Origin of the sequence: Bacillus sp. N447-1 (assembly GCF_022701035.1) — a bacterium.
GTDB classification, from domain to species: Bacteria; Bacillota; Bacilli; order Bacillales; family Bacillaceae_G; genus Bacillus_A; species Bacillus_A cereus.
Window position 1 is genome coordinate 3,173,640 of the sequence record NZ_CP065509.1, and the last position, 22,541, is coordinate 3,196,180.

Genomic DNA, 22,541 nt, shown 5'->3' on the forward strand with positions numbered 1-22,541 from the left:
TCCGAATGTTCAAAATACATTGTTTTTCAGATTTTTTACTCATATAATTTCATCTAAACACAATTTTTGAGGGGTGGACAGTACTATGAAAGAAATTCAAGTTGGGTTATTAGGTCTTGGGACAGTTGGCAGTGGTGTGGTTCGTATTATTACGGATCATCAAGAACGACTCATACACCAAGTAGGTTGTCCAGTGAAGGTAACGAAAGTATTAGTGCAAAACATTGAGAAAGAGAGAGAGGTAGAGGTACCTTCTACTCTATTAACACAAGATGCAAATGAAATTTTAGATAATCCAAATATTGATGTTGTCATTGAAGTGATGGGTGGCATTGATGATGCAAAATCATATATTTTACAAGCTTTAAAAAGCGGAAAGCATGTTGTAACTGCAAATAAAGACTTAATGGCATTACATGGAGCTGAATTATTAGCGACAGCAAAAGATAATAAGGCTGATTTATTCTATGAGGCGAGTGTGGCAGGGGGAATTCCAATTTTACGCAGTATCGTAGAAGGACTTTCTTCAGATCTTATTACGAAAGTAATGGGAATTGTAAATGGAACAACAAATTTTATTTTGACGAAAATGTCAGACGAAGGGAGAGCATATAACGACGTGTTAAAAGAAGCCCAACAACTTGGATTTGCAGAAGCAGATCCAACATCAGATGTAGAAGGTTTAGATGCAGCAAGAAAAATGACGATTTTAGCTACCCTCGGTTTCTCTACAAATGTAGAGCTTGGAGATGTGAAAGTAAAAGGGATTACCTCTATCACAGAGGAAGATATTGAATACAGTAAGAGCTTAGGTTATACAATTAAATTAATCGGTCTTGCAAAACGAGATGGTGAAAAATTGGAGGTTACAGTTGAACCAACTTTACTTCCAAATACACATCCTCTTGCGGCAGTACAAAATGAATATAACGCTGTGTATGTGTACGGTGAAGCAGTTGGAGAAACGATGTTTTATGGACCAGGCGCAGGAAGTTTACCGACAGCGACAGCTGTTGTTTCGGATTTAGTTGCTGTAATGCAAAATATTAGATTAGGGGTAACAGGAAATAGTGCTGTAGTCCCACAATATCAAAAAGTATTAAAAGAGCCAGACGAAATTGTCGTGAAAAAGTTTTTAAGACTGCATGTAAAAGACGAAATTGGTGTATTTGCAAAAATTACTTCATTGTTCTCTGAGCGCGGAGTTAGCTTTGAGAAAATTATTCAAATGCCGCTTGAAGAGAAAGGAAAGGCTGAAATTGTAATTGTAACGCATCGTGCGTCTCTTGCTGATTATGATTATATTCTACATACGTTGCAAGGGTATGAAGAAATAGATTGTTTGAAAGCGAACTATCGAATTGAAGGGGATGCTAAGTAGTATCTCTTACCATAAAACAGAAAGAGCCTATTAAGCAGCTTGCTTAATAGGCTCTTTTCTATTTAAAATCTGCGTACCAACTTGAATAAATGCTTGGATAATCCAGCCTGTTGTAAAGGATAAGATGATTGTTCCAAAATAGATAGGTCCATCTAATAAAAAGCTTAACGTTAAAAATAAAAAGGCTAATGAAATCTCTGTTCTTCTAAACGTCCATTTTTTCTTCTCGGCAACCGTTAAAACGAAAGCTTCTTGAGGCGCTGCACAAAGGTTTGTAGAGACGTAAAGACCAATTCCAGCTCCAACGAATAGATTTCCGCAAATAAGTGTTATATATTTTGGAAGAGAGCGGATAGCGTCCATAATAGTTGTAATGGAACCAATCCAATCAACAAAAAGAGAAATAAGAACCATCGTTACAATTGTACCGATTGTAATTTGTTTTCCATTCCAAAAGAGTACGATAAGTGTAAAGGCAAAGTTAATCATGAAAATCCAAAAACCAATACTTATCCCAAAATTTTGATATAGTGCAATAAAGAAGGAATCATAAGGGCTAAGTCCAAAGGAAGTAATTGTCGTCATCATATTAATACCGATGGCAAGAATGAGTAAACCGCCAATGAAAAATATATATTCTAATTTGAATCGAAGCATAGTTGTATATCCTTTCTAAATGTATTTGCTAGGAAAGGATATATTGTGGAAAGCTTACCAGGTCAAGGAAGAATTTTTGTGAGAAGGGGAAAATGAGATGACAAATATAAGAAAGATTGCTGAACTTGCTGGAGTATCTGTTTCAACTGTTTCACGTGTACTAAATAATCATCCGTACGTAAATGAACAGAAACGAAAAGAAATTTTAGCGATTATAGAAGAATTAAATTACACGCAAAACGTGAATGCAATTCATTTAGTGAAAGGAAAAACGAATGTAATTGGCGTTTTATTGCCACACGTAAATGATCAATATTATAGCGCTATTATCGAGGGGATATCAAAAGAGACAGCAAAGAATAATTATAATATGATGCTTTGCCAGACGAATTATAGTGAAGAAAGAGAACTAGAAATTTTGAATATGTTAAAAATGAAAAAGCTTGATGGGGTTATTATTTGTTCTCGGACAAATAGTAAGGAGAAGCTTGAAGAATATACGAAATTCGGCCCGATTGTTATGTGTGAAGAAATAGATTCGAAGTATATTTCAAGTGTCCATATCGATTACTACAAAGTATTTTCACGTGGGATGAAAAGCTTAATAGATGCCGGTCATACACGTATTGGATATTGTATTGGAAGAAGTAATAGCGTTAATAGCCAAAGACGAAAGAAGGCGTACGAAGATTCGCTTCAACAGAGTATCGTAACATCGTTAGAGACCTGGAAATTTGAGGGATGTTTTACAGTGGAAGATGGACGCAATGTAATTAGAGAATGGGCTCATATGTCAGTAAAACCGACGGCGTTCCTTGTATCTTGTAACCATATTGCAGCGGGGATGGTTACAGAAGCAAAAAAACAAGGAGTTCGTATTCCAGAGGATATTACGATTATCGGGTGTGATGATCAAGAGGTGGCAGATATATTGGGTATAACGACGATTTCGCATTCTAGTAAAAACGTTGGAGTGAAAGCGTTTGAATTATTATATGAAAAGATTAATGAAGAGAAATTAGATGTGAAGCATATAGAGTTATTACCAGAGTTAGTAGATAGAGAAACGACATAATTGAGAAGGTGTGAAAATCGCTTTTCAAAATTTCGTTTGGTATAATTATGGACAATCTATGAGGGCTAAAAGGGGTTTTGATATGAGATCAAAAGTAGTAAAAGTAATTCTACTCATTACAATTGCATCTTTCTGTTTATTTGCATATGGCTTTGTTTCAGGTGTAAATGATGTATTAAATCCGAAAGCTTCAAATTTAATTAAAAAGACCGATGTAGTGGCAAAAGAGAAAAAGAAAATGGGAACGTTACAAATCGTTAGTTTAGGTGATTCATTAACGCGTGGCGTTGGTGATAAAGAAGGAATTGGCTATGTTGGGCGAATGAAAGAGGATTTACAAAAAGATTATAAGCAAAAAATTGCATTAACAAATTTAGCAGTTAGTGGTGCAAAAATGCCCGATTTATTAAAACAAATTGAAAGTAATGGCGCTCAATATTCAATTAAGCAAGCAGATGTAATTGTGTTAACGATTGGTGGAAATGATTTGTTCCCAGGCTGGGAATCACTTGGGAAAATAGATTTAGAGACGTATCGTCCTGACACAGAGACGTTTCAAAATGAAGCAAAGAAAATTATAGAAGAAATTCGTAAATTAAATACAGATAGTCCGATTTTTTGGCTTGGTTTATACAATCCTTTTGAAGATGTAGAAGATTTAAAAGGGTCTTCAAACATTGTTGTGGACTGGAATGCATCTTTAGAGAAATTAGCGCTAAACGATAAAAATGTGTATATTACACCGACATTTGATTTATTCCAAAACCGCGGGAAAGATTTATTATACTCTGATCATTTTCATCCGAACGAAGTAGGTTATACGTATATGGCAGAACGTTTAGTTCAAAATGTTGTAAGTAAATTAAAACTAGAACAAGGAGGGGTAAAATGACGACGATACTTTCCGTACGAGACTTGAAGAAGGTAATTGGAAAGAAGACTCTTGTAGAGAATATTTCCTTTGATGTAAAGCAAGGAGAAGTGTTCGGGTTCTTAGGACCAAATGGTGCTGGAAAGACGACTACCATTCGAATGTTAGTCGGATTGATTAAGGCGACAGAAGGTACGATTTCTATCGGTGGTTATTCGATTAAGGGAAATTTCAGAGAAGCGATGCGTCAAATTGGGAGTATCGTTGAAAACCCAGAGTTGTATACGTATTTAACGGGATGGGAAAATTTAAAGCAATTTGCTCGTATGTTAGGTGATATATCAGATGAACGTATTATCGAAATTGCTGAAATGGTTCATTTAGATGAAAGAATTCATGACAAGGTAAAAACGTACTCACTTGGTATGAAACAACGCCTTGGAATTGCACAGGCGCTCCTTGGGAATCCGAAATTGCTCATATTAGATGAGCCAACGAATGGTTTAGATCCAGCAGGGATTAGAGAACTTAGGGAATTTATACATAAGCTTGTGAAAGAAGAAAATATGAGCGTGTTTATTTCAAGTCACTTGCTAAGTGAAGTGCAAATGATATGCGATCGCGTTGCTATTATTCATAAAGGAAAGATGATAACAGTTGCCAAGGTTGAAGAATTAATTAAAACAGCAAGTGATCGTGTAGAATGGATTGTTACACCGATTTCTAAGGCGAAAGATATGCTAGAAGCGGCCGAAGAAGTAAGGGAAGTGAGTGTAGAAGGCGATCGATTACTATGCCGCATGGATATTGCATCTATAAGTAGTTGGAATAAACACTTTGTCGCAAATGAAATAGATGTACATAGCGTTAAGGAGCTTGTATTTACGCTAGAAGATTTATTTATTGAACTCACAAGGGGTGAGCAGCATGCGTGAATTTGCGAATCTAGTTTTAAATGAATCAGAAAAGATTTACCGCAAGAAACGTATTTTTGTTGTCATGCTTATTTTAGCAATCTTGATCCCGCTTTTTGTGTACGCGCAGTATCGTGAAATAGAAACGACACAAAAAAGACTCGGTACAACTGATTGGAAGGTTTCATTGCAACAGCAAATTGTTGATTCTCAGAACCGGTTGAACAATTCTAGGTTGCCAGAAGAATGGCGTGATTGGTTAAAGGTAAGAGTTGAGCAACAACAATATTATTTAGATCATAATATTAATCCGATGGCACCGGGTGCACCGACTTTTGTCAGAGCATTTATTGAACAAGGAATTACATTATTTATTCCGCTTCTCGTAATGATTGTCGCCATTGATATCGTTTCAGGAGAACGAAGTGATGGGACGATGAAGATGTTACTTACGCGGCCGATTCGGCGCTGGAAAATACTCCTTAGTAAATACGTGACGATGTTATTTTTCATTTCGCTCATACTGTTTCTTGTAGGTTTGTTTGCTTACATATTATCAGGGCTTGTATTTGGGTACTCGGGATGGAATTTACCTGTTTTAACAGGATTCGTCATTGATAAGGAAACGTTAAATACGAACTTTGTACATCTTATTCCGCAGTGGCAATACATCTTAATGGCGTATGGACTAGCCTGGTTTGTTGCTATCGTTGTCGGAACTATATCATTTATGGTCTCTGTTTTAATTCGTAATACACCAGCTGGTATGGGCGTTATGCTAGCTGCATTAATTGCAGGCGGTATTTTAAGCTCGTTCGCAACATCTTGGGAAGGCGCCAAATATATTTTTAGTGTGAATTTATCATTAACGGATTATTTATCAGGAAAATTACCTGCATTACAAGGTTTATCGATGGGATTTTCTTTGATGAATTTAACTGTTTGGGCAGTTGTTTCTCTTGTTATTTCGTTCGTAGTATTTACAAGACAGGATATGGTGAATTAATTAGACAGGAAGTGACAGTATGGAAAATGTTTTAAAGAATGATTGGGAGCCACTATTGGCACCAGAATTCGAGAAAGAGTATTATCTTACTCTATCCAGTTTTTTGACAGAAGAATACAGCACGCATGTTGTTTATCCGAAGGTAGAAGATATTTTTAACGCTCTTCAGTATACAAGTTATGAAAATACAAAGGTTGTCATTTTAGGGCAAGATCCATATCATGGACCGAATCAAGCGCATGGTTTAAGCTTTTCTGTGCAACCTGGTGTTAAAACACCACCGTCATTGTTAAATATGTATAAAGAACTTCGAGATGAATATGGTTATGAAATCCCGAATAACGGTTATTTAGTAAAATGGGCGGAACAAGGAGTATTATTACTAAATACCGTATTAACAGTTCGTCAAGGCGAAGCAAATTCTCATAAGGGAAAAGGATGGGAGCACTTCACAGATCGTGTAATTGAACTATTGAACGAACGTGAAAAGCCAGTTATTTTCATATTGTGGGGGCGCCATGCGCAGGCGAAGAAGAAATTAATTACGAATCCGAATCATCATATTATCGAATCTGTACATCCAAGCCCATTATCGGCAAGACGTGGTTTCTTTGGTAGTAAGCCATATTCTAAAATAAATACAATTTTAGCTAATATGGGCGAAAGAGAAATTGATTGGGAAATTCCAAATTTATAAATAGAAAAGGTAGTTAACAGTTGTTAACTACCTTTTTATTATCATTGTTGCTCGTTCTTTAATTTTGCATCTAGTACAAAAGTACCAAATGGGATAACTGATGAAACGAATGCTCCAAGTGCCCATAAAATTGATTTACGGTGTACGATTGTTACTTGAATTACTGCAAAGATGAATAGAATAAATAGAACACCATGAGCCATGCCTGTAATTTTAACAGCTGTTGCAAATCCTGCGAAATATTTCAATGGCATTGCTACAAATAATAGTAATAGGAAAGAAATACCCTCAACTAGTCCAATTGCTCTTAATCGTCCGATTGGTGTAGATAACATAAAGTAGCCTCCTTTAACGTATGCTTGTATATAGTAAATTTGTATTCTTTTTCAAAATAAAATAGTCTATTTTGTTTCATTATATACAAAAAGAAAGTTTACACTACGAGAATAGTGCAAAGTTCAAAATATAGTCACAAAAGCATGAGAATTTAAATAAAAACCTATTTGAAGTATTTGACTTCAAATAGGTTTTGTGAATGAAAATATTAAACAAGTACATCCGTTTTTAAAACGAATTTCTCTACAACTTTTGCAACACCATCGTTCATATTTGTATCTGTTACGTAGTTCGCAATTTCTTTAATATCATCAGGTGCATTGCCCATTGCAACGCCAAGACCAGCAAATTCAATCATTGCTTGGTCGTTATAGCTATCGCCCATTGCGATAACTTCTTCACGCTTAATGCCAAGCTTTTGAATCAGTTTGTTTAAGCTCGTTCCTTTTGTAACACCGGCTTCTGTAAATTCTAAGAAGAATGGTTTCGAACGCATCACGCTTAATTGGCCTTCTAGTTGTTGTTGAAGTTTCTTTTCAACTTCAACAAGGCGTTCAGCTTCTTTATTCATTAATACTTTTACTACAGGCTCTTTAACTGCGGCTTTAAAGTCATCTACTACAACAATTGGCATACCAGTAATATCGCCCTCAATTTCAGTATAAGGATTATTTTCTTCCGTTACGATATCATCGCCCATATAAGTATGAATCCATACATCTTCAGTTTTACTAATTTCAAATAGGTTGTGAACGATTTCAGGAGATAGTGTACTACTAAAGATTTCTTCGTTTGTTTTACAGTTAATAATTTTTGCGCCATTAAAAGATAGAATGAAACTGCCGTATTCTTCTAAGCGAAGTTCTTTGGCTACATTGCGCATACCAAACGTTGGACGTCCAGAAGCAAGTACAACCTTTACCCCTTGCTCTTGTGCAGTCATTAACGCTTCTTTCGTACGAGGTGAAATAGTATGGTCATCACGTAATAAAGTATCATCTAAATCTAAAACAATCATTTTATAAGTCATATAGAAAATTCCTTTCTTTAATTGAAATCAAAATACATGTTCATGAAGATGTTGAGGAATAATAGTAAGACATCAAACCTCTTTGAAAAGAAGTAGATAAATTATTATGAGTTGTTGCTCATAATATTGGTTAATAATCATTGGGGAAGAATAAAACCCCAATGATTAAAGTTTGATTTTATCGTAACAACTCTAAAGGTAGAGTGCAATAATGGAAGTTTTCCAATTTACGATATTTGTTTTGCAGCGGAACGAGAAAATAGTATTTCTAGCAAGATTGCCATTACAGATCCAAGAACGAGACCATTACTTAAAAACGATGCTAGAAATGGTGGAAGTGTGGAATATGCTCCTGCTGGAACAAACATAACTCCGACTCCTGTAAAGATTGAAAGACCGGCTACTTTAAATAATCGTTCTTTATCCTGGACAGTTTCGTATTCTCGAAAGGCGAGACCAATCATGCTTGCGAATACAGGATAAATAGCGGCATAACCAACTGCAACAGGGATTGCTGCAAAGAATGAAGTAATCTTTGGAAATATACTAACGACAATAATAAAGCTTGACCCTAATATAAACGGGAGACGTTTATAAATATTAGTCGTTGCAATAAAACCTGCTGATCCAGAAATAGCGACAGGCCCAATAGCTGAAAATAGGCCGCCTAGCAATTGGTTGATTCCTGTTATAATGCCAGCTTGTTTAAAACGATCTGATGCAGCGTTTTCTTCATATTTAGAGACAACCTTTTGTACAACGCGAATACTTGCTAACATATTTGTTAGAAGTAAGAGTGTAACGAAAATGACCGTAATTACCATGTTCCATTCAACACGAGGCATTCCGAAAACAAATAAGGATGGAAAACGGATTATGTCTGTCACTGGTGTTATTGGATTAGATAATCCGAAACATGCGAATAATATCCAGCCGCATACGATACTGAAAAGAACGGAATATTGTCCAATAATAGGTAGCTTCATGATGAAAAAGGATAGTAAAATAACAATGAGTGAAAGAATAAATACGTTAGGTTGTACTTCTGTATGTTTTCCATCAAGGCCAAACATTCCCTTTAAGAAGGAGCCACTAAGCTGCGCGACAAGAAGAAATAAATACGTTCCAATGACTGTCGGTGTAAAATAGCGAACAAGTTTATCAATAAGTCCAAAAACGCTAAGAATAATACAAATAATACCGCTTAATAAGAAAGCATATTGAAGAACTTTAAGTGTCTCATTGCTTGATCCAAATAATACGACGCCTAAACTTGCGTAAAGGGAGAAAATTCCCCACCAAAGGCCAGCAGGACCTTCTTGAATAGGAAGTTTATGCCCAAATATAGCTTGCAAGAGACCAGCAAAGCCTAGAACAAATAACGTTCTTTGTACGAATGCGATAGCTTCAGCGCCATCAAGACCATAACTAGTTGCGACACTAATTGGTACAATAAGGCTTCCAGCTAAAATAAATAGTGCCCATTGTAAGGCGGAAAGAAATGTCTTCATTATATCAACCTCTTTCATAGATTCCGTATCTAGTATATACGTATTTTATTTCCACTGGCAAAGATTGTAGATAGAGAAAAGAGTTGAAACACGGTATGAATGCACGTAAGCAATTATGGATAGCAGTTATATGTATGACTTTTGTTGTAATTCTAGGAACGATAGGATTTATGACGATTGAAGAGATTAGTTTGTTTCAAGCATTTTGGATGACAATGATTACTGTATTGACTGTTGGATACGGAGATGCTGTTCCTGTAACGCAAGCGGGGAAAGTATTTGCGCTTCTTATTATTCCTGTTGGCGTAGGTATTGTTACGTATGCAATTGGGGTAGTGGCCGCTATGATTATTGAAGGGAATTTATTTCATGCAGTACGGAGGAAGAAGATGGATAAACAAATAGCGCAGTTGAAAAATCATATTATAGTATGTGGTTGCGGTAGAGTGGGGCTTCAAGTTGTACATGAATTGCAAGAAAAGAATATTCCATTTGTCGTTGTTGATAAAGATGAAAGTATATTGGAGCAGGAAAAGCTTTTATTTGTACATGGAGATGCAACGGAAGATCAAGTATTACATAATGCCGGAATTTTAAAAGCAGCTGGTTTAGTTGCTATTGTTGCAAATGATGCCGAAAATGTATTTATTACATTAACAGCAAGAGGGTTAAACGATACGATTAAAATTGTGGCGAGATCTGAAAAGCCAGAAACTGAAGAGAAATTAAGGCGTGCCGGTGCAAATAAGGTTATTAATCCATCTAGTATGGCGGGTATTCATATCGCAAAAGGTATTGCAAATCCATTAACCGTTCATTATATTGATACAGTGTTGTATGGAATAGAACAGTCATTTGTCATTGAAGAAATTCTAGTTGGAAAAGATTCAATATTAGTTGGTAAATCGTTACTAGAGAGTAATGTAAGGAATCAGTTTGATGTAACAATATTAGCGATTTCAAGAAATGGGGATATTATACATAATCCAGCAGGGCAGGAAAAATTGAAAGAACGTGATATGATAATAGTATTTGGTTCAGTAGAGAAATTGGGGCAATTCGAGAAAGAATTACAAAGTACGAGGTGAGAAGAAATGCAAATATCTAGCGACAAGATTTTAAATAAAATGGCGAATGAAATTGCGAAGGCAAAAGGTAGTGAAGGACAAAAGTCAAAAGAACATTTATTAGTTGTGCGTGCTTTATGTGACTTATTATTAGATGAACAAGTTGAAACATCTACATATAGAGAACCGCAAATTCCATCGCAAGTAATTGGATCACAACCAGTAACAACTATGCAACCAATTGCACCTGTTTCTGGGGAGCCAGTATATATAAAAGAAAGTGATGCAAACGGTAATTCTTTATTTGATTTTTAGAAGATAAATCGTTTGGCTTATATGCAAAAATTGCTTATGATAAAGGTAAAAAAGGGGAATTAAGATGAAAATTTTCTTTTTACTAGGTTGTATTGCAGCGGGGCTATCTGTTGCATTAGGGGCCTTTGGAGCACACGGTTTAGAAAATAAAATTTCTGCAAAAATGTTAGAAGTGTGGAAAACAGGCGTTACATATCAAATGTTTCATGCAGGTGGACTATTCGTAGTTGCTTTATTGATGGATAAGGTTCAATCATCACTTTTAACTACTGCTGGTTGGCTAATGGTAGCTGGAATTATTATGTTCTCAGGTAGTTTGTATGCATTAAGTACGACAGGTATTAAGTTCTTTGGTCCAATTACACCTCTTGGTGGTGTAGCGTTTATTGTGGCGTGGATCCTAGTAGGGACTGCAGTTGTAAAAGGATTATAAAAAAACAAAAGCTGGCATTTGCCAGCTTTTTTTATGGTCTTGGAGTATAAGTTGCTTGTTGACTAGGTAAATACGTAATTTCTTCTGGAAATTCTACGTAATCTAAGTAGATCATTAGTAGTAAATAGCGTTTTCCTGATTGCGGTTCACTAATAACGATATGGTCACGGCCAGCTGCTTCAATAATACCTGTATAAGATTGTGTGCCAAGGGAACTGCCACGTTCATAGGTCATTACAACCGTAGCTTGCTTACCTTTGTTTAAACGAAGGATATTTTCAATATAGGATTGCTCTAGAGGTAACATGCCTTGAGAAATTGCATATTGAGCTTGCGCAGCTTGAGCTGTTTGTTGTTGCATCGCTTGCTGCTGTTGTTGAGTCATTTGTTGCGGTTGTACATAAGTTCCAGATGGTTGATAAAAACCTGTTCCATAGTACGGATTTTGTTGCTGTGCCATTCAAAAATCCCTCCTCATTTTCATCTCTTAATATACGCTAGGGCAGTCTTCGCCAGATGGTTGGAAGAAGCAGTGCTTTTTGAAGCGACCAGAGTTTTGTTGGTTATACCAAGTTGGCGGACAAGGACCTTCAGGTCTAAAGAACCATAAGGCAAAGTTAGCGGGCCAAAAACGTTGTCCTTGAATAGTTCGCCTTGCTAAGGCGATATCTTGTTCCCTGGCTCTTTGATAAAAATACCCTTTTTGTGTTGCCTCAAAACCACCAGGATTTTGATAAACCATTTGACGTAAATTACGTATTTTTCTAAAATCTAAACAATTTCCGCGGACACGATTTACTCCAACGTTTCCGACCATTAACATTCCTTGTTGCCCTTCTCCTTCGGCTTCAGCACGCATCAGTCTAGCCAACAACTTTACATCTTCTTCGTTATAAGCAATAACGCCCATTATGTGTCACCTCTCTTTTTGTAATACCTTTTGGAAAGAGGTTTATCCCGCATTAACGGGCAGTAAGACTCCTGCCCTAAAATTTGGTTGAAGTAAAGAAATTAGATGGGAGATCAAACTGCCCGTAAACGCCCGATTGGTTCAACTAATAATCAGCGGGGGATTCCCCCACTGATTAAAGTTTCACTTTATTTCTAGATGAAGTGTGTAACAATTACTAGTTCATACGTATGAGAAAAAGGACTCAGATATGACAACCAAACGAAGTTTTACATTGAGAGTGGAAAATAAAAAAAGCTAGCGTGAGCCAGCTTTTTTATTAAAAAATTTTAGACCATAAGTTTGAGAAGAAATCACCAATAGAGCGCATTGTTAACACAAACCAATTTGCTTTTTCAACTTCCTCTGTCGTTTTTGCAGTAACTTTCATACTTTTACTACCGTCTAAGAAACCATATTTATCAGTTGATTCTAAAGTAATTGAGCCTACTTTGGTATCTTTCTTAATAGGGGCAACTAAATGTCCATCTTCAGAAAGAGATTTATCTAATTCAGTTCCAATTTTATAAGGCTCTTTGCTACCTTTTTTCGCAATTACTGTTATTTCTTTTTCGGGTGCAACAGTTACTTGGTCTTCTTTCCCTTTTACTACAGAGATTGTATTGTTTTTATTAACTTTTAGTTTTTGTTTTTCAAAGTTATTAAATCCATATTCGATTAATTCACGAGATTCCGTGAAACGTTCATCCATTGATTTTGTTTTAATAATAACCGAGATAAGACGTACATCACCACGTTTAGCAGTAATGGTAAATCCGTATCCAGCTGTATCAGAACTTCCGGTTTTTAAACCATCAGTACCTTCATAAGCGAAAGCGGCTCCTGGTAACATCCAATTCCAGTTTTCCATACGAATTGGTTTTGGGTGATTGTCTGGGAAGTTTCTAAATCTTTGTTTTGTATCCTCTAGCATTTCTGGATACTTTGTAATCATTGCTTTTGAAAGCATACCCATATCACGAGCTGACATAGAGTTTTCTGCATTTGGATCAGTACCCTCAGGATGTTTTCCTTTTAAGTCAGCGTTATTTAAGCCAGTAGCGTTTACAAATTTATATTTCTTTAATCCTAGCTTTTTAGCATGTTCATTTGCAAGATTTAAGAAGTTTTTCTCACTTCCTGCAAGAAGTTCTGCTAAAGCAATACTAGATCCATTTGCAGAGAATATAACAATAGAATGATATAATTCTTTTACAGTATATTGACGTCCTTTTTCGAACGGTACATTAGAGAATTCATTATTACGAGAGACTTCATAAGCGTAATCAGAAATATTTACTTTCGTATCCCATGTGATTTTTCCTTCTTTAATTGCTTCTAAAACAGCGTAAACAACAATTAATTTTGACATACTAGCAATAGCTAGCAATTCATCTGGATTTTGCTCGTGAAGTATTTTTCCTGTATCTGCATCAAATAAAAGTGCAGCAGCCGCCTCAATATGTATTTTTTCTTCCGCATGGGATGTTGTTACTCCTAAGGAAGAAATTGACAATACAAGCAATAGTAAAATAGACAAGATTTTTTTCATATAGATTATCACCTTCGCATCGTTATTTAGCATATAGCTCGTATCATTTTAGCATATCTTTACATATAAAAAGGTTACAATTTTACAAGAAATTTGAAAAAATGTTGGTTTTTCTTCAAAAGTGTAGAAAAAAGGAGATTTTTGAGGATAAATATAGAGAAGAATAAAAAAAGGAACGAATTTCGTTCCTTTTCACCATTTATATGTGTAAAAATTTCTCTACTTTTTCGTCTGGTAAAATGTTTCCAACGAAGAATGTTCCAAATTCACCATAACGAGCACTTACTTCATCGAAGCGCATTTCGTATATAAGTTTCTTAAATTGAAGAACATCGTCAGCGAATAATGTTACGCCCCATTCGAAATCGTCGAATCCAACAGATCCTGAAATCACTTGGCGTACTTTACCTGCGTATTGACGACCAATTTTACTATGGCTGTACATCATTTTTTTACGTTCTTCCATAGGAAGCATGTACCAGTTGTCATCACCTTGGCGACGCTTATCCATTGGATAGAAGCAAATATGATTTGCTTTCGGTAATTCAGGATATAAACGAGCTAAAATTTGCGGGTTTTGGTATGGATCCTCATCAGCTGGAAGGTAGTTGCTTAATTCAACAACAGATACGTAAGAATATGCAGGAACCATATATTCAGCTAAAGTTGTTTTATTCAATTCTGTCTCAATTTCATTTAACTCTTCCATTGTTGGACGTAAAATCATAAGCATAATATCAGCTTTTTGGCCAACAACTGTATACATTGCGTGACTACCTTTTTTCGCAGTAGCTACTTCGTTCCATTTTTCAACGACATTTAAAAATTCAGACACTGCTTGTCCGCGTTCGTCGCTAGATAATGTTTTCCATGCAGCCCAATCAATAGAACGTAAATCATGTAAACAATACCAGCCATCTAACGTTGTTGTTGCTTCACTCATTCTATTCACCTCAGTTAATGATAGTTTTACACGTTAACTATAGCATATATAGTTTTAAAATCATCTATATAAAACCTTGGCGCATAAAATTGTCACATTTAAGTGTTTAAGCAAGGTGAATTTAACGGCTGAATTTTATGAAAATATAATCATTTTTATTTTATCTATTTTTTGGGAGCTATAAGTTTAAAATATAGAAGAAAAGCAGTATTCTTAAAGATAGAGTTTTTTTAACATATGTAGGAGGGTTTATTCGTGAGCAACTTATTTACAACAGTAAAAGAAAAAGTTCAAGGAAAAGGCATTTCTATCGTACTTCCTGAAGGAACTGATGAAAGAATTTTAGGCGCTGCAGAGCGTTTAGCAAAAGAAGAGTTAGTAAAACCAATCTTAGTTGGTAATAAGGAAGAAATTAGCGCAAAAGCTGCTAGCATGAATTTAACATTAGCAGGCGTTGATATTTACGACCCAGCTACATACGAAGAAATGGATGCAATGGTAGCATCTTTCGTTGAACGCCGTAAAGGTAAAGCAACTGAAGAAGACGCTCGCAAAATCCTTAAAGACGAAAACTACTTCGGTACAATGCTTGTATACATGGGCAAAGCACACGGTTTAGTAAGTGGTGCAGCTCACTCTACAGCTGATACAGTTCGTCCAGCACTTCAAATTATTAAAACAAAACCAGGCGTTACAAAAACTTCTGGCGTATTCATCATGGTACGTGAAGAAGAGAAATATGTATTCGCTGATTGCGCAATTAACATTGCACCAAACAGCCAAGATTTAGCTGAAATCGGTATCGAAAGTGCGAAAACTGCTGAGTTATTCGGCATTGATCCACGCGTTGCTATGTTAAGCTTCTCTACAAAAGGTTCTGCGAAATCTCCAGAAACAGAAAAAGTTGTAGAAGCAACTCGCATTGCAAAAGAAATGGCTCCTGAGTTAACTTTAGATGGAGAATTCCAATTCGATGCTGCATTCGTACCATCTGTAGCTGAGAAAAAAGCTCCAGGTTCTACAATTAAAGGTGATGCTAACGTATTCGTATTCCCAAGCTTAGAAGCTGGTAATATTGGCTACAAAATCGCTCAACGTTTAGGTAACTTCGAAGCAGTAGGACCAATCTTACAAGGCTTAAACATGCCTGTAAATGATCTATCTCGTGGATGTAACGAAGAAGAAGTGTACAAGTTAGCTTTAATTACAGCAGCTCAAGCACTTTAATTCTATAATGAATTGAAATAAAGACCGTCGCTATAATAGCGACGGTCTTTATTTTTCTAAGCCAAGTGCTTTATTATTACGATCAATAATACGTTGTAAATTCGTCTCATATAAAGGAATCTCGTCTATTGTTAATTGAGATGGTGTTAACTTTGAAGCGAATTGCTGCAATGTTTTTAAAAGACGCATCATTAAATCTTGTACTGTAATGGTTTCGCCAAGTAATTCTGAGAGTGAGGCCATCGTACTTGGTACAATTTCAGGGTACGTAAAGCGTGTTTCTTCTCCTTGAATTGCTAGGTTGTAGAAATCACGAACGAGTGCGGCACGCTCAGAGCCACTTCCGGTAGCACAGAGATAAATTTGGACAGCGACCCCCCCGCGAATACGACGTTGTGAAATACCAGCGAATTTTTGATCGCGAATACTTAAGTCATAACTACCAGGACAGTAAGAGCCAACAATTTCTTTTGCCTCGATAGTAACGTCGTAATCCTTTAACATCTCCTTAATCAAATGCCACATTGTATCGTATCCAAGATCAATATCGATACCTTTTTCTGTTTCTTGGAATAAAAGTGATACGTTTAAAACACCTTCATCAAGCACGACTGCAAGCCCGCCAGAATTACGAACAATAACATTGAAGTTGTGTTGTTTTAAAAAAGAAATACCTTCTTCTAAATGCGGAAGGCGTGAATCTTGAATGCCAAGGACAATTGTATTGTGATGAACCCAAGAACGCATTGTTGCGGCTGACTTGCCATTTCCAATGCTTGTGCATAATGTGTCATCCATTGCGAATGACTGAAGTGCATGGAATGTTGGTCCCAAACTAGACTGATCTACAATGCGCCACTCTGGCTGAGATAAAATGGAACGGGAATTGCTCATATAACTAACCCCTTATCTTTAAAATGACAATCTCTATTATAGCAAAAAATGAAGAATGGAGTTTTCTCACATATAAAGGGGGAGCTTAAAGGTGAAATAATAAAAAGGATGCATTGCATGCATCCTTCTTATTCTGCAATTTTTTCTAAATTACCGTTTCGGTCCATTCGGAAAGATGTTTGAGAACGTTCTTCGTCATCCATGACTGCCAATTTACGAGCACGGTTCATAATGTTCATAAGTGTTTCGTAATCTTCTTGTACAGTATGAGATTGCTTTTCTAATTTTTCTAGTTTCTTTTCTAGTTCCTCATTCCGAAGGATTTGTGCTTTAATTTCTTGTTTCAATCTCGTATTCTCGTTTTCAAGAGCTGTCACTTTTATATTTGAAGATCCGACTGTTTGTAAAAAATAAATAACATCTTGCATTGTCATAGAGCCTCTTGCAGCAGGAGCAGTAGATTCTTGATATGGAATAGCTTCTTTATATTGTACGATTGATTCTTCTTGTACTAATTCTTCATAATCAGTTATCGAATCTGAAGCTGGTGGTGTATAAAGTAAACGTTTTTTCGCTTGTTCACCGCTTGCAGCACGCATTTTATCTTTACGATGTTTTTTTGCTAGTTGAAGAGCTTGTTCATAGCTATAGCGAACAACAGCATTCCAGCGGAAACCACAAGCAGCAGATGTACGATTTAACTGATCCCCTACTTCCTCAAATGCATTTAATTGCGTACTTCCTTCTCTAACATGACGAAGTACCGTTTCAGCAAGTAATAAATCATCCTCATCTGTCCAAGCATCTTGTCTTACTTTCATAGATTCAACTCCCTTTCTTTTTATGAACTTCCTATTTTTATAATGGGCAAAAAAATAAACTTTTATACAAAGCTTTTAAAAATATGGTAGATTTCGATGAAAGGTAAAAATTTTCCCATGAATGGTGAGCGCTTCTGTAGGAGAGCATATAAATATGTATCATTATGTAGAGAATAGGCTTTGTAGGGAAACTTGCAACGAGCTTCAAAGAGCGGTAAAATACCATTTAGTGTTTATTTTTAAATGTACTTGAGAAAAGTTTAAAATAGAGGAAGTGTTATGTAATGGGAAACGAGTTTCGCGTGTGCGATGACTGTCAGGCAACGAACATTAAAACGTTAGTTCCGAAGTTAAAAAAAGTAGATTCATGTGCAACGATTGAAGTTGGATGTCAGTCTTACTGTGGTCCTGGTCGTAAAAAATCATTCGCATTTGTAAATAACCGTCCAGTTGCGGCTCCAACAGAAGATGAGTTAATCGTGAAAATTGAAGCAAAGTTAAATAAGTAAGAAAAAGAAGAGTGAAAAGATTACTCTTCTTTTTTTATGCCCATAAGAGGAATGATTTATTCTGCGAAAGTACTCTTGTGTGGACGAACATTTTCTAAAGGATGAACATAACTTTTGTATTAAAATACCAATTTGTATAAATTTATATTTCAAAATAATGGTTGACAGTCTTTTAAAGCGATAGGTAGAATAGAAGTGTCTGATTCTGAGAATCATTATCAGGGAAATAACAATTCACCTAATTTTTTTATTACTATTTGAGAATAAATTTCATTTCAATAAATATATGTTGTTGGTTAGGATGGTTGAGGGATGGAAGCGAGCGCAAGCAGTATAGAACAGCAAGAAGAGAATGTTAAAGAGATTAAGAGCAGACCGCTCATCGCTTCTATTATTTTAGTAGCGGGTACAATTTTGTTAGCTTTAAGCATGGCAGTTTCTATTTCTTTTGGGGCTGCAGATATTAGTTTAAAGACTGTATGGCAAGCTGTATTTCAGTTTGATGGATCTATTACACATCATAACGTAATTCAAGAGCTTCGCATGCCTAGAGCAATAGGGGGCGTAGTTGCAGGTGCCTTTTTAGCGGTATCAGGAGCAATTATGCAAGGTATGACGCGAAATCCACTTGCTTCACCATCGTTAATGGGGATTACAGATGGAGCTGTATTTGGAATTGCAATTATGTATGCATTTTTCCCTAATTCACCTTATTTAATGTTTGTTATCGCATCTTTTATTGGAGCTGCGTTTGGTGCAAGCATTGTATATGGAATTGGATCTTCTTCACCAGGTGGATTAACACCTGTGAAATTAGCTTTAGCAGGTGCAGCTATTAGTGCTTTATTAGGGGCAATTTCATCTGGAATCGCATTGTATTTCAATCTTGCCCAAGAGGTGAGTATGTGGAATGCAGGCGGAGTCGCTGGAGTGAAATGGCAAAGTATTAATATGTTAGTGCCAATTGGCCTTGTTTGTCTTTTTATCGCAATTATGATGTCGAGATATATTACAATTTTGAGCTTCGGTGAAGAAATTGCGATTGGACTTGGTCAAAATACGACATTGATTAAATTTATCGGAACAGTACTTGTTCTTGTTTTAACGGGTTCCGCAGTTTCCATGGCAGGATCAGTTGGATTTGTTGGTCTTGTAATTCCGCATATGACTCGTTTCCTCGTAGGCTCGGACTATAGATGGGTTATTCCATGTTCTGCGGTCTTAGGTGGGCTGTTAATTGAATGTGCAGATATGTTATCTCGCGTTATTAACCCGCCATTTGAAACGCCAATTGGAGCAATTACAGCGCTAATTGGGGTTCCATTCTTCCTCTACTTAGCACGTAATGAAGGGAGAGGAAAGATGTGAGGACGAGTGTCTTAACAAAAAAGAACATTTCTATATTAACGATTTTAGTAGGACTAATCGTTTCTATATTTCTTATTAGTTTAAATACAGGAACTTTTAAAATCCCGCCAATGGACGTATTAAAGTCATTGGTTGGACTAGGGGCTGAAGATCAGTCTGTTATTTTATTTGAATTCCGTATGCCGCGTATGGTAATTGCTATACTAGTCGGATCTGCTTTAGCTATGTCAGGCGCGATTTTGCAAGGTTTATCACGAAATCCTCTTGCTGATCCAGGTATTATAGGTATTAATGCTGGAGCGGGATTAACAGTTGTTATATTCGTCTACTTCTTCTTCGGGAAAGTAGGGACTGGTACATTTTTATCTGTATTCATTCTCCCATTCTTCGCACTAGTTGGAGCAATATTAGCAGCGGTAATTATTTATTTACTAGCATGGAAAGACGGCGTTTCATCGACTCGATTAATACTAGTCGGTATTGCCGTTGCAGCTGGATTTGGAGCTGTTAGTTTAATTTTCTCTATGAAGATGACATCTAACGATTTTCGTTTTGCTACGATTTGGCTGGCGGGAAGTCTATGGGGTACAGATTGGAAATTCGTATTAAGTGTACTTCCATGGATGGTTATTTTCTTACCGCTTGCTATAAGTAAAGCACACATATTAAATGTAATGAACCTAGGCGATTCTACAGCAGTTGGCCTTGGTGTAAACGTAGAAAAAGAAAGACGTAAATTATTATTTATTGCAGTTTGTTTAGCAGGGGCATCTGTTGCTGTTGCCGGCGGAATTGGCTTTATCGGTTTAATGGCCCCGCATTTAGCAAGGCGCCTTGTTGGTGGTAAACATCAAATTATGTTGCCCACAGCTGCGCTAATAGGAACGTTTTTACTTTTATTCGCAGACGTAATTTCAAGAAGTGTACTAACAACTTCAGAAATACCAGTCGGTCTTGTTATTTCTGTAATTGGTGCACCGTATTTTATTTATTTACTTATGAGGACAAAATAAAGGGAGGCTTTTCGTATGGCAACTTTAGCGGTGGATGCGGTATCGGTTGGCTATAATGAAGGTTTAATTATTGATGGATTAACAGTTGAAATTCCGGAAGGGAAAATTACAACAATTATTGGACCAAATGGTTGTGGGAAGTCCACATTATTAAAAACGGCGTCTCGTATTTTGAAGGCAAAGCAAGGTACTGTTTATCTTGACGGAAAAGCAATTGAGAAACAGCCAACGAAAGAAATTGCAAAGAAAATGGCGATTTTACCACAAACTGCAGAAGTGCCAACGGGTCTTACTGTATTTGAGCTTGTGTCATATGGAAGATTCCCTCATCAAAAAGGGTTTGGCACGTTGAAAGAAGAGGATTATCGCTATATTAACTGGGCACTTGAAGTGACAGGAATGAAAGAATTTGCGAATCGTCCAGCAGAAGCGCTATCAGGCGGTCAACGTCAACGTGTTTGGATTGCAATGGCTCTTGCACAAGGAACAGAATTACTTGTATTGGATGAACCAACGACGTACTTAGATATGGCTCATCAATTAGAAGTATTAAACTTATTGAAAAAGTTAAATGAAGAAGAAGGTAGAACGATTGTTATGGTTATCCATGACTTAAATCACGCTTCTCGTTTCTCCGATCATATGATTGCATTAAAAGCAGGTAAGTTAATGAAACAAGGAACGCCAGATGAAGTTATGACAAGTGAAACACTTCGTAACGTATTTGAGATTGAAGCTCAAATCGTTCCATGTCCAGTAAACTGTAAGCCAATTTGTTTAACATATGATTTAGCGATGATTAGTAATCAATTGCGTAAAAAAGCATAAGTAGAACCCCCTCGTGAAGAGGGGGACTTCTAATGGACGTTGAGCTTCTTATATAAGAATGGGAAGTTGAACGCCCGTTAGAATGGGTTATTAACAACAATTAATAAATATATATTAATTATTTGTTATCTTTGTTTCTTATAGTTCGTTGTAACTTATAAGATAAATACAGCTAGAAGGAGTGGGAACATGAAGAATTTTAAAATGGCACTATTAGCAATGGTACTAGTTGTGACTTCTGTACTATTTGCAGCTTGTTCTAACAAAGAAGAAGAAAAGAAAGCAGATGCAAAGACTGAAGAGCGCACTGTAAAACATGCAAAAGGGGAAATTAAAATTCCTGCAAACCCAAAGAAAATTGCTGACCTTAGTGGTTCAACAGAAGAATTATTAATTTTCGGTATGAAACCGGTTATTACTGCTAATACATCTCAAGAAAAAATTGATGCACATATTGAAAAGAAACTAAAAGACGTTAAACCAGTTGGTTCTGCTTGGGGCGATAAAATTAACATCGAAGCAGTAGCTGCTGCAAAACCAGATTTAATTCTTGTAAATAATCGTCAAGAAAAGATTTATGATCAATTATCTAAAATTGCACCAACAGTTATGTTAAACACTCCATTAGATCAATGGCGTCCAAAATTTGAAGAAGTAGGTCAAATCTTCGGTAAAGAAAAAGAAACAAAAGAATGGTTCAAAAAGTATGATGAAAAAGCAAGCAAATTACATGACAAAATCGTCGCTAAAACTGGTGAAGCAACATTTATGAAAATGGCTGCATATCCAAATGCTTTCCGTGTATACGGTGACTACGGTTACGGTAGCGTAATCTTTAATGATTTAAAACTACCAGCAGTTAAAGGTACACCAACTGATAAACCGTTAGTACAAGTACAAAAAGAAGCTTTAATTGATTACAACCCAGATTACTTATTCGTGTTTACAACTGGTGACGGTTCTCAGCGCTTGAAAGAATTCCAAGAAGAATCAATTTGGAAAAACATGAACGCTGTTAAAAACAACCACGTATTTACAATTAAAAATGAAGACTTAAACAAAGGTTACTTCCCACTTGGGAAAGATATGATCTTAGACGAAGTTGCTGAATTCGTTTTAGGTAAATAATGTATAAAGGAAATCA

Annotated in this window: 25 protein-coding genes; 15 read left to right on the forward strand and 10 right to left on the reverse strand. The window is 36.2% G+C overall.

Translation table 11 applies throughout. The features are described 5' to 3' along the window. Nucleotides 1-85 precede the first annotated feature (85 nt). Nucleotides 86-1,381 (forward strand): homoserine dehydrogenase, encoded by a 1,296-nt coding sequence (locus IQ781_RS16060; RefSeq protein ID WP_000659109.1) that lies wholly within the window; start codon nucleotides 86-88, stop codon nucleotides 1,379-1,381. A gap of 30 nt (nucleotides 1,382-1,411) precedes the next feature. Here the strand turns inward: IQ781_RS16060 and IQ781_RS16065 are convergent, their stop codons facing one another. Beyond that, entirely contained in the window at nucleotides 1,412-2,038 is a 627-nt protein-coding gene (locus IQ781_RS16065; RefSeq protein WP_065381848.1) for a YczE/YyaS/YitT family protein, read from the reverse strand. Nucleotides 2,039-2,135: 97 nt separating this feature from the next. Here IQ781_RS16065 and IQ781_RS16070 point away from each other — a divergent pair, with 97 nt between their 5' ends. From IQ781_RS16070 to IQ781_RS16090, 5 genes are read left to right on the forward strand one after another with little or no spacing between them, the layout of a single operon-like run. Further along, entirely contained in the window at nucleotides 2,136-3,113 is a 978-nt protein-coding gene (locus IQ781_RS16070) for a LacI family DNA-binding transcriptional regulator (RefSeq protein WP_000181979.1), read from the forward strand. A gap of 10 nt (nucleotides 3,114-3,123) precedes the next feature. Then, nucleotides 3,124-4,005, forward strand: a complete 882-nt coding sequence (locus tag IQ781_RS16075; RefSeq protein ID WP_002180592.1) for an SGNH/GDSL hydrolase family protein — start codon at nucleotides 3,124-3,126, stop codon at nucleotides 4,003-4,005. Beyond that, nucleotides 4,002-4,919: an ABC transporter ATP-binding protein gene (locus tag IQ781_RS16080; protein WP_063219916.1), complete on the forward strand. Its 918-nt coding sequence runs from the start codon at nucleotides 4,002-4,004 to the stop codon at nucleotides 4,917-4,919. Before IQ781_RS16075 ends, IQ781_RS16080 begins: the two co-directional genes overlap by 4 nt. Then, complete coding sequence (locus IQ781_RS16085) at nucleotides 4,912-5,904, forward strand: ABC transporter permease subunit (RefSeq protein ID WP_001206500.1); 993 nt, start codon at nucleotides 4,912-4,914, stop codon at nucleotides 5,902-5,904. The genes IQ781_RS16080 and IQ781_RS16085 overlap by 8 nt, the downstream gene beginning before the upstream one ends. Before the next feature lie 19 nt (nucleotides 5,905-5,923). Then, the gene (locus tag IQ781_RS16090; protein ID WP_000432519.1) at nucleotides 5,924-6,601 is read left to right on the forward strand and encodes a uracil-DNA glycosylase; all 678 of its coding nucleotides are present in this window, start codon (nucleotides 5,924-5,926) and stop codon (nucleotides 6,599-6,601) included. Nucleotides 6,602-6,642: 41 nt separating this feature from the next. On the opposite strand, the gene IQ781_RS16095 is transcribed toward IQ781_RS16090, so the two are convergent. The 3 genes from IQ781_RS16095 to IQ781_RS16105 all read right to left on the reverse strand — a co-directional run bounded on the left by IQ781_RS16095 (nucleotide 6,643) and on the right by IQ781_RS16105 (nucleotide 9,478). After that, nucleotides 6,643-6,936, reverse strand: coding sequence for a DUF3817 domain-containing protein (locus IQ781_RS16095; RefSeq protein WP_000953396.1), 294 nt, complete (start codon nucleotides 6,934-6,936; stop codon nucleotides 6,643-6,645). 209 nt (nucleotides 6,937-7,145) lie between these two features. After that, nucleotides 7,146-7,967 carry a Cof-type HAD-IIB family hydrolase gene (locus tag IQ781_RS16100; RefSeq protein WP_000221387.1) on the reverse strand — a complete coding sequence of 274 codons (822 nt, stop codon included), beginning with the start codon at nucleotides 7,965-7,967 and terminating at the stop codon, nucleotides 7,146-7,148. A gap of 227 nt (nucleotides 7,968-8,194) precedes the next feature. Then, on the reverse strand, nucleotides 8,195-9,478 hold the full coding sequence (locus IQ781_RS16105) for a purine/pyrimidine permease (protein ID WP_000847034.1): 1,284 nt from the start codon (nucleotides 9,476-9,478) through the stop codon (nucleotides 8,195-8,197). Between the two features lie 95 nt (nucleotides 9,479-9,573). Between IQ781_RS16105 and IQ781_RS16110 the strand changes: the two genes are divergently transcribed. The 3 genes from IQ781_RS16110 (at nucleotide 9,574) to IQ781_RS16120 (ending at nucleotide 11,293) form a co-directional block, all read left to right on the forward strand. Then, nucleotides 9,574-10,566, forward strand: a complete 993-nt coding sequence (locus IQ781_RS16110; protein WP_000993980.1) for a potassium channel family protein — start codon at nucleotides 9,574-9,576, stop codon at nucleotides 10,564-10,566. 6 nt (nucleotides 10,567-10,572) lie between these two features. Continuing rightward, entirely contained in the window at nucleotides 10,573-10,860 is a 288-nt protein-coding gene (locus tag IQ781_RS16115) for a YwdI family protein (protein WP_063219918.1), read from the forward strand. A 64-nt stretch (nucleotides 10,861-10,924) separates the two neighbouring features. Then, complete coding sequence (locus tag IQ781_RS16120; RefSeq protein ID WP_000688315.1) at nucleotides 10,925-11,293, forward strand: DUF423 domain-containing protein; 369 nt, start codon at nucleotides 10,925-10,927, stop codon at nucleotides 11,291-11,293. Between the two features lie 31 nt (nucleotides 11,294-11,324). Here the strand turns inward: IQ781_RS16120 and gerQ are convergent, their stop codons facing one another. From gerQ to hemQ, 4 genes are all read right to left on the reverse strand, one after another. Further along, nucleotides 11,325-11,753 carry a spore coat protein GerQ gene (gene gerQ, locus IQ781_RS16125; RefSeq protein WP_000068652.1) on the reverse strand — a complete coding sequence of 143 codons (429 nt, stop codon included), beginning with the start codon at nucleotides 11,751-11,753 and terminating at the stop codon, nucleotides 11,325-11,327. Between the two features lie 27 nt (nucleotides 11,754-11,780). Further along, nucleotides 11,781-12,203: a cell wall hydrolase CwlJ gene (gene cwlJ / locus IQ781_RS16130; protein WP_000538169.1), complete on the reverse strand. Its 423-nt coding sequence runs from the start codon at nucleotides 12,201-12,203 to the stop codon at nucleotides 11,781-11,783. Nucleotides 12,204-12,522: 319 nt separating this feature from the next. After that, entirely contained in the window at nucleotides 12,523-13,794 is a 1,272-nt protein-coding gene (locus IQ781_RS16135; protein WP_000722869.1) for a serine hydrolase, read from the reverse strand. A gap of 199 nt (nucleotides 13,795-13,993) precedes the next feature. Then, nucleotides 13,994-14,737: a hydrogen peroxide-dependent heme synthase gene (gene hemQ / locus IQ781_RS16140; protein WP_001287595.1), complete on the reverse strand. Its 744-nt coding sequence runs from the start codon at nucleotides 14,735-14,737 to the stop codon at nucleotides 13,994-13,996. A gap of 255 nt (nucleotides 14,738-14,992) precedes the next feature. Between hemQ and pta the strand changes: the two genes are divergently transcribed. Beyond that, nucleotides 14,993-15,964: a phosphate acetyltransferase gene (pta, locus tag IQ781_RS16145; protein WP_000067215.1), complete on the forward strand. Its 972-nt coding sequence runs from the start codon at nucleotides 14,993-14,995 to the stop codon at nucleotides 15,962-15,964. Between the two features lie 48 nt (nucleotides 15,965-16,012). Here pta and lipL read toward each other — a convergent pair whose 3' ends face one another. Then, nucleotides 16,013-16,858, reverse strand: a complete 846-nt coding sequence (gene lipL, locus IQ781_RS16150; RefSeq protein WP_050229024.1) for an octanoyl-[GcvH]:protein N-octanoyltransferase — start codon at nucleotides 16,856-16,858, stop codon at nucleotides 16,013-16,015. A 128-nt stretch (nucleotides 16,859-16,986) separates the two neighbouring features. Continuing rightward, nucleotides 16,987-17,679 (reverse strand): RsfA family transcriptional regulator, encoded by a 693-nt coding sequence (locus IQ781_RS16155; RefSeq protein ID WP_050229021.1) that lies wholly within the window; start codon nucleotides 17,677-17,679, stop codon nucleotides 16,987-16,989. Between the two features lie 284 nt (nucleotides 17,680-17,963). On the opposite strand from IQ781_RS16155, the gene IQ781_RS16160 reads away from it, so the two are divergent. The 5 genes from IQ781_RS16160 (at nucleotide 17,964) to IQ781_RS16180 (ending at nucleotide 22,525) form a co-directional block, all read left to right on the forward strand. Then, on the forward strand, nucleotides 17,964-18,188 hold the full coding sequence (locus tag IQ781_RS16160) for a YuzB family protein (RefSeq protein WP_000526071.1): 225 nt from the start codon (nucleotides 17,964-17,966) through the stop codon (nucleotides 18,186-18,188). A 312-nt stretch (nucleotides 18,189-18,500) separates the two neighbouring features. Beyond that, nucleotides 18,501-19,556, forward strand: coding sequence for a FecCD family ABC transporter permease (locus tag IQ781_RS16165; RefSeq protein ID WP_000388294.1), 1,056 nt, complete (start codon nucleotides 18,501-18,503; stop codon nucleotides 19,554-19,556). Continuing rightward, nucleotides 19,553-20,569, forward strand: coding sequence for a FecCD family ABC transporter permease (locus IQ781_RS16170; protein WP_001260757.1), 1,017 nt, complete (start codon nucleotides 19,553-19,555; stop codon nucleotides 20,567-20,569). The genes IQ781_RS16165 and IQ781_RS16170 overlap by 4 nt, the downstream gene beginning before the upstream one ends. A gap of 15 nt (nucleotides 20,570-20,584) precedes the next feature. After that, nucleotides 20,585-21,397, forward strand: a complete 813-nt coding sequence (locus IQ781_RS16175) for an ABC transporter ATP-binding protein (protein ID WP_000212068.1) — start codon at nucleotides 20,585-20,587, stop codon at nucleotides 21,395-21,397. Between the two features lie 189 nt (nucleotides 21,398-21,586). Then, nucleotides 21,587-22,525 carry an ABC transporter substrate-binding protein gene (locus IQ781_RS16180; protein ID WP_000787724.1) on the forward strand — a complete coding sequence of 313 codons (939 nt, stop codon included), beginning with the start codon at nucleotides 21,587-21,589 and terminating at the stop codon, nucleotides 22,523-22,525. The last annotated feature ends 16 nt before the right edge of the window (nucleotides 22,526-22,541 follow it).

What these genes read in the sequence shown, in the direction of transcription:
- IQ781_RS16115 (WP_063219918.1), top strand. Translation starts at nt 10,573, where the DNA reads ATGCAAATATCTAGCGACAAGATTTTAAATAAAATGGCGAATGAAATT.
- IQ781_RS16060 (WP_000659109.1), top strand. Translation starts at nt 86, where the DNA reads ATGAAAGAAATTCAAGTTGGGTTATTAGGTCTTGGGACAGTTGGCAGT.
- cwlJ (WP_000538169.1), bottom strand. Translation starts at nt 12,203, where the DNA reads ATGGGCGTTATTGCTTATAACGAAGAAGATGTAAAGTTGTTGGCTAGA.
- IQ781_RS16095 (WP_000953396.1), bottom strand. Translation starts at nt 6,936, where the DNA reads ATGTTATCTACACCAATCGGACGATTAAGAGCAATTGGACTAGTTGAG.
- IQ781_RS16105 (WP_000847034.1), bottom strand. Translation starts at nt 9,478, where the DNA reads ATGAAGACATTTCTTTCCGCCTTACAATGGGCACTATTTATTTTAGCT.
- IQ781_RS16085 (WP_001206500.1), top strand. Translation starts at nt 4,912, where the DNA reads ATGCGTGAATTTGCGAATCTAGTTTTAAATGAATCAGAAAAGATTTAC.
- IQ781_RS16175 (WP_000212068.1), top strand. Translation starts at nt 20,585, where the DNA reads ATGGCAACTTTAGCGGTGGATGCGGTATCGGTTGGCTATAATGAAGGT.
- IQ781_RS16070 (WP_000181979.1), top strand. Translation starts at nt 2,136, where the DNA reads ATGACAAATATAAGAAAGATTGCTGAACTTGCTGGAGTATCTGTTTCA.
- IQ781_RS16120 (WP_000688315.1), top strand. Translation starts at nt 10,925, where the DNA reads ATGAAAATTTTCTTTTTACTAGGTTGTATTGCAGCGGGGCTATCTGTT.
- IQ781_RS16065 (WP_065381848.1), bottom strand. Translation starts at nt 2,038, where the DNA reads ATGCTTCGATTCAAATTAGAATATATATTTTTCATTGGCGGTTTACTC.
- IQ781_RS16165 (WP_000388294.1), top strand. Translation starts at nt 18,501, where the DNA reads ATGGAAGCGAGCGCAAGCAGTATAGAACAGCAAGAAGAGAATGTTAAA.
- IQ781_RS16090 (WP_000432519.1), top strand. Translation starts at nt 5,924, where the DNA reads ATGGAAAATGTTTTAAAGAATGATTGGGAGCCACTATTGGCACCAGAA.
- IQ781_RS16155 (WP_050229021.1), bottom strand. Translation starts at nt 17,679, where the DNA reads ATGAAAGTAAGACAAGATGCTTGGACAGATGAGGATGATTTATTACTT.
- IQ781_RS16180 (WP_000787724.1), top strand. Translation starts at nt 21,587, where the DNA reads ATGAAGAATTTTAAAATGGCACTATTAGCAATGGTACTAGTTGTGACT.
- lipL (WP_050229024.1), bottom strand. Translation starts at nt 16,858, where the DNA reads ATGAGCAATTCCCGTTCCATTTTATCTCAGCCAGAGTGGCGCATTGTA.
- IQ781_RS16110 (WP_000993980.1), top strand. Translation starts at nt 9,574, where the DNA reads ATGAATGCACGTAAGCAATTATGGATAGCAGTTATATGTATGACTTTT.
- hemQ (WP_001287595.1), bottom strand. Translation starts at nt 14,737, where the DNA reads ATGAGTGAAGCAACAACAACGTTAGATGGCTGGTATTGTTTACATGAT.
- IQ781_RS16080 (WP_063219916.1), top strand. Translation starts at nt 4,002, where the DNA reads ATGACGACGATACTTTCCGTACGAGACTTGAAGAAGGTAATTGGAAAG.
- gerQ (WP_000068652.1), bottom strand. Translation starts at nt 11,753, where the DNA reads ATGGCACAGCAACAAAATCCGTACTATGGAACAGGTTTTTATCAACCA.
- IQ781_RS16135 (WP_000722869.1), bottom strand. Translation starts at nt 13,794, where the DNA reads ATGAAAAAAATCTTGTCTATTTTACTATTGCTTGTATTGTCAATTTCT.
- IQ781_RS16100 (WP_000221387.1), bottom strand. Translation starts at nt 7,967, where the DNA reads ATGACTTATAAAATGATTGTTTTAGATTTAGATGATACTTTATTACGT.
- IQ781_RS16160 (WP_000526071.1), top strand. Translation starts at nt 17,964, where the DNA reads ATGGGAAACGAGTTTCGCGTGTGCGATGACTGTCAGGCAACGAACATT.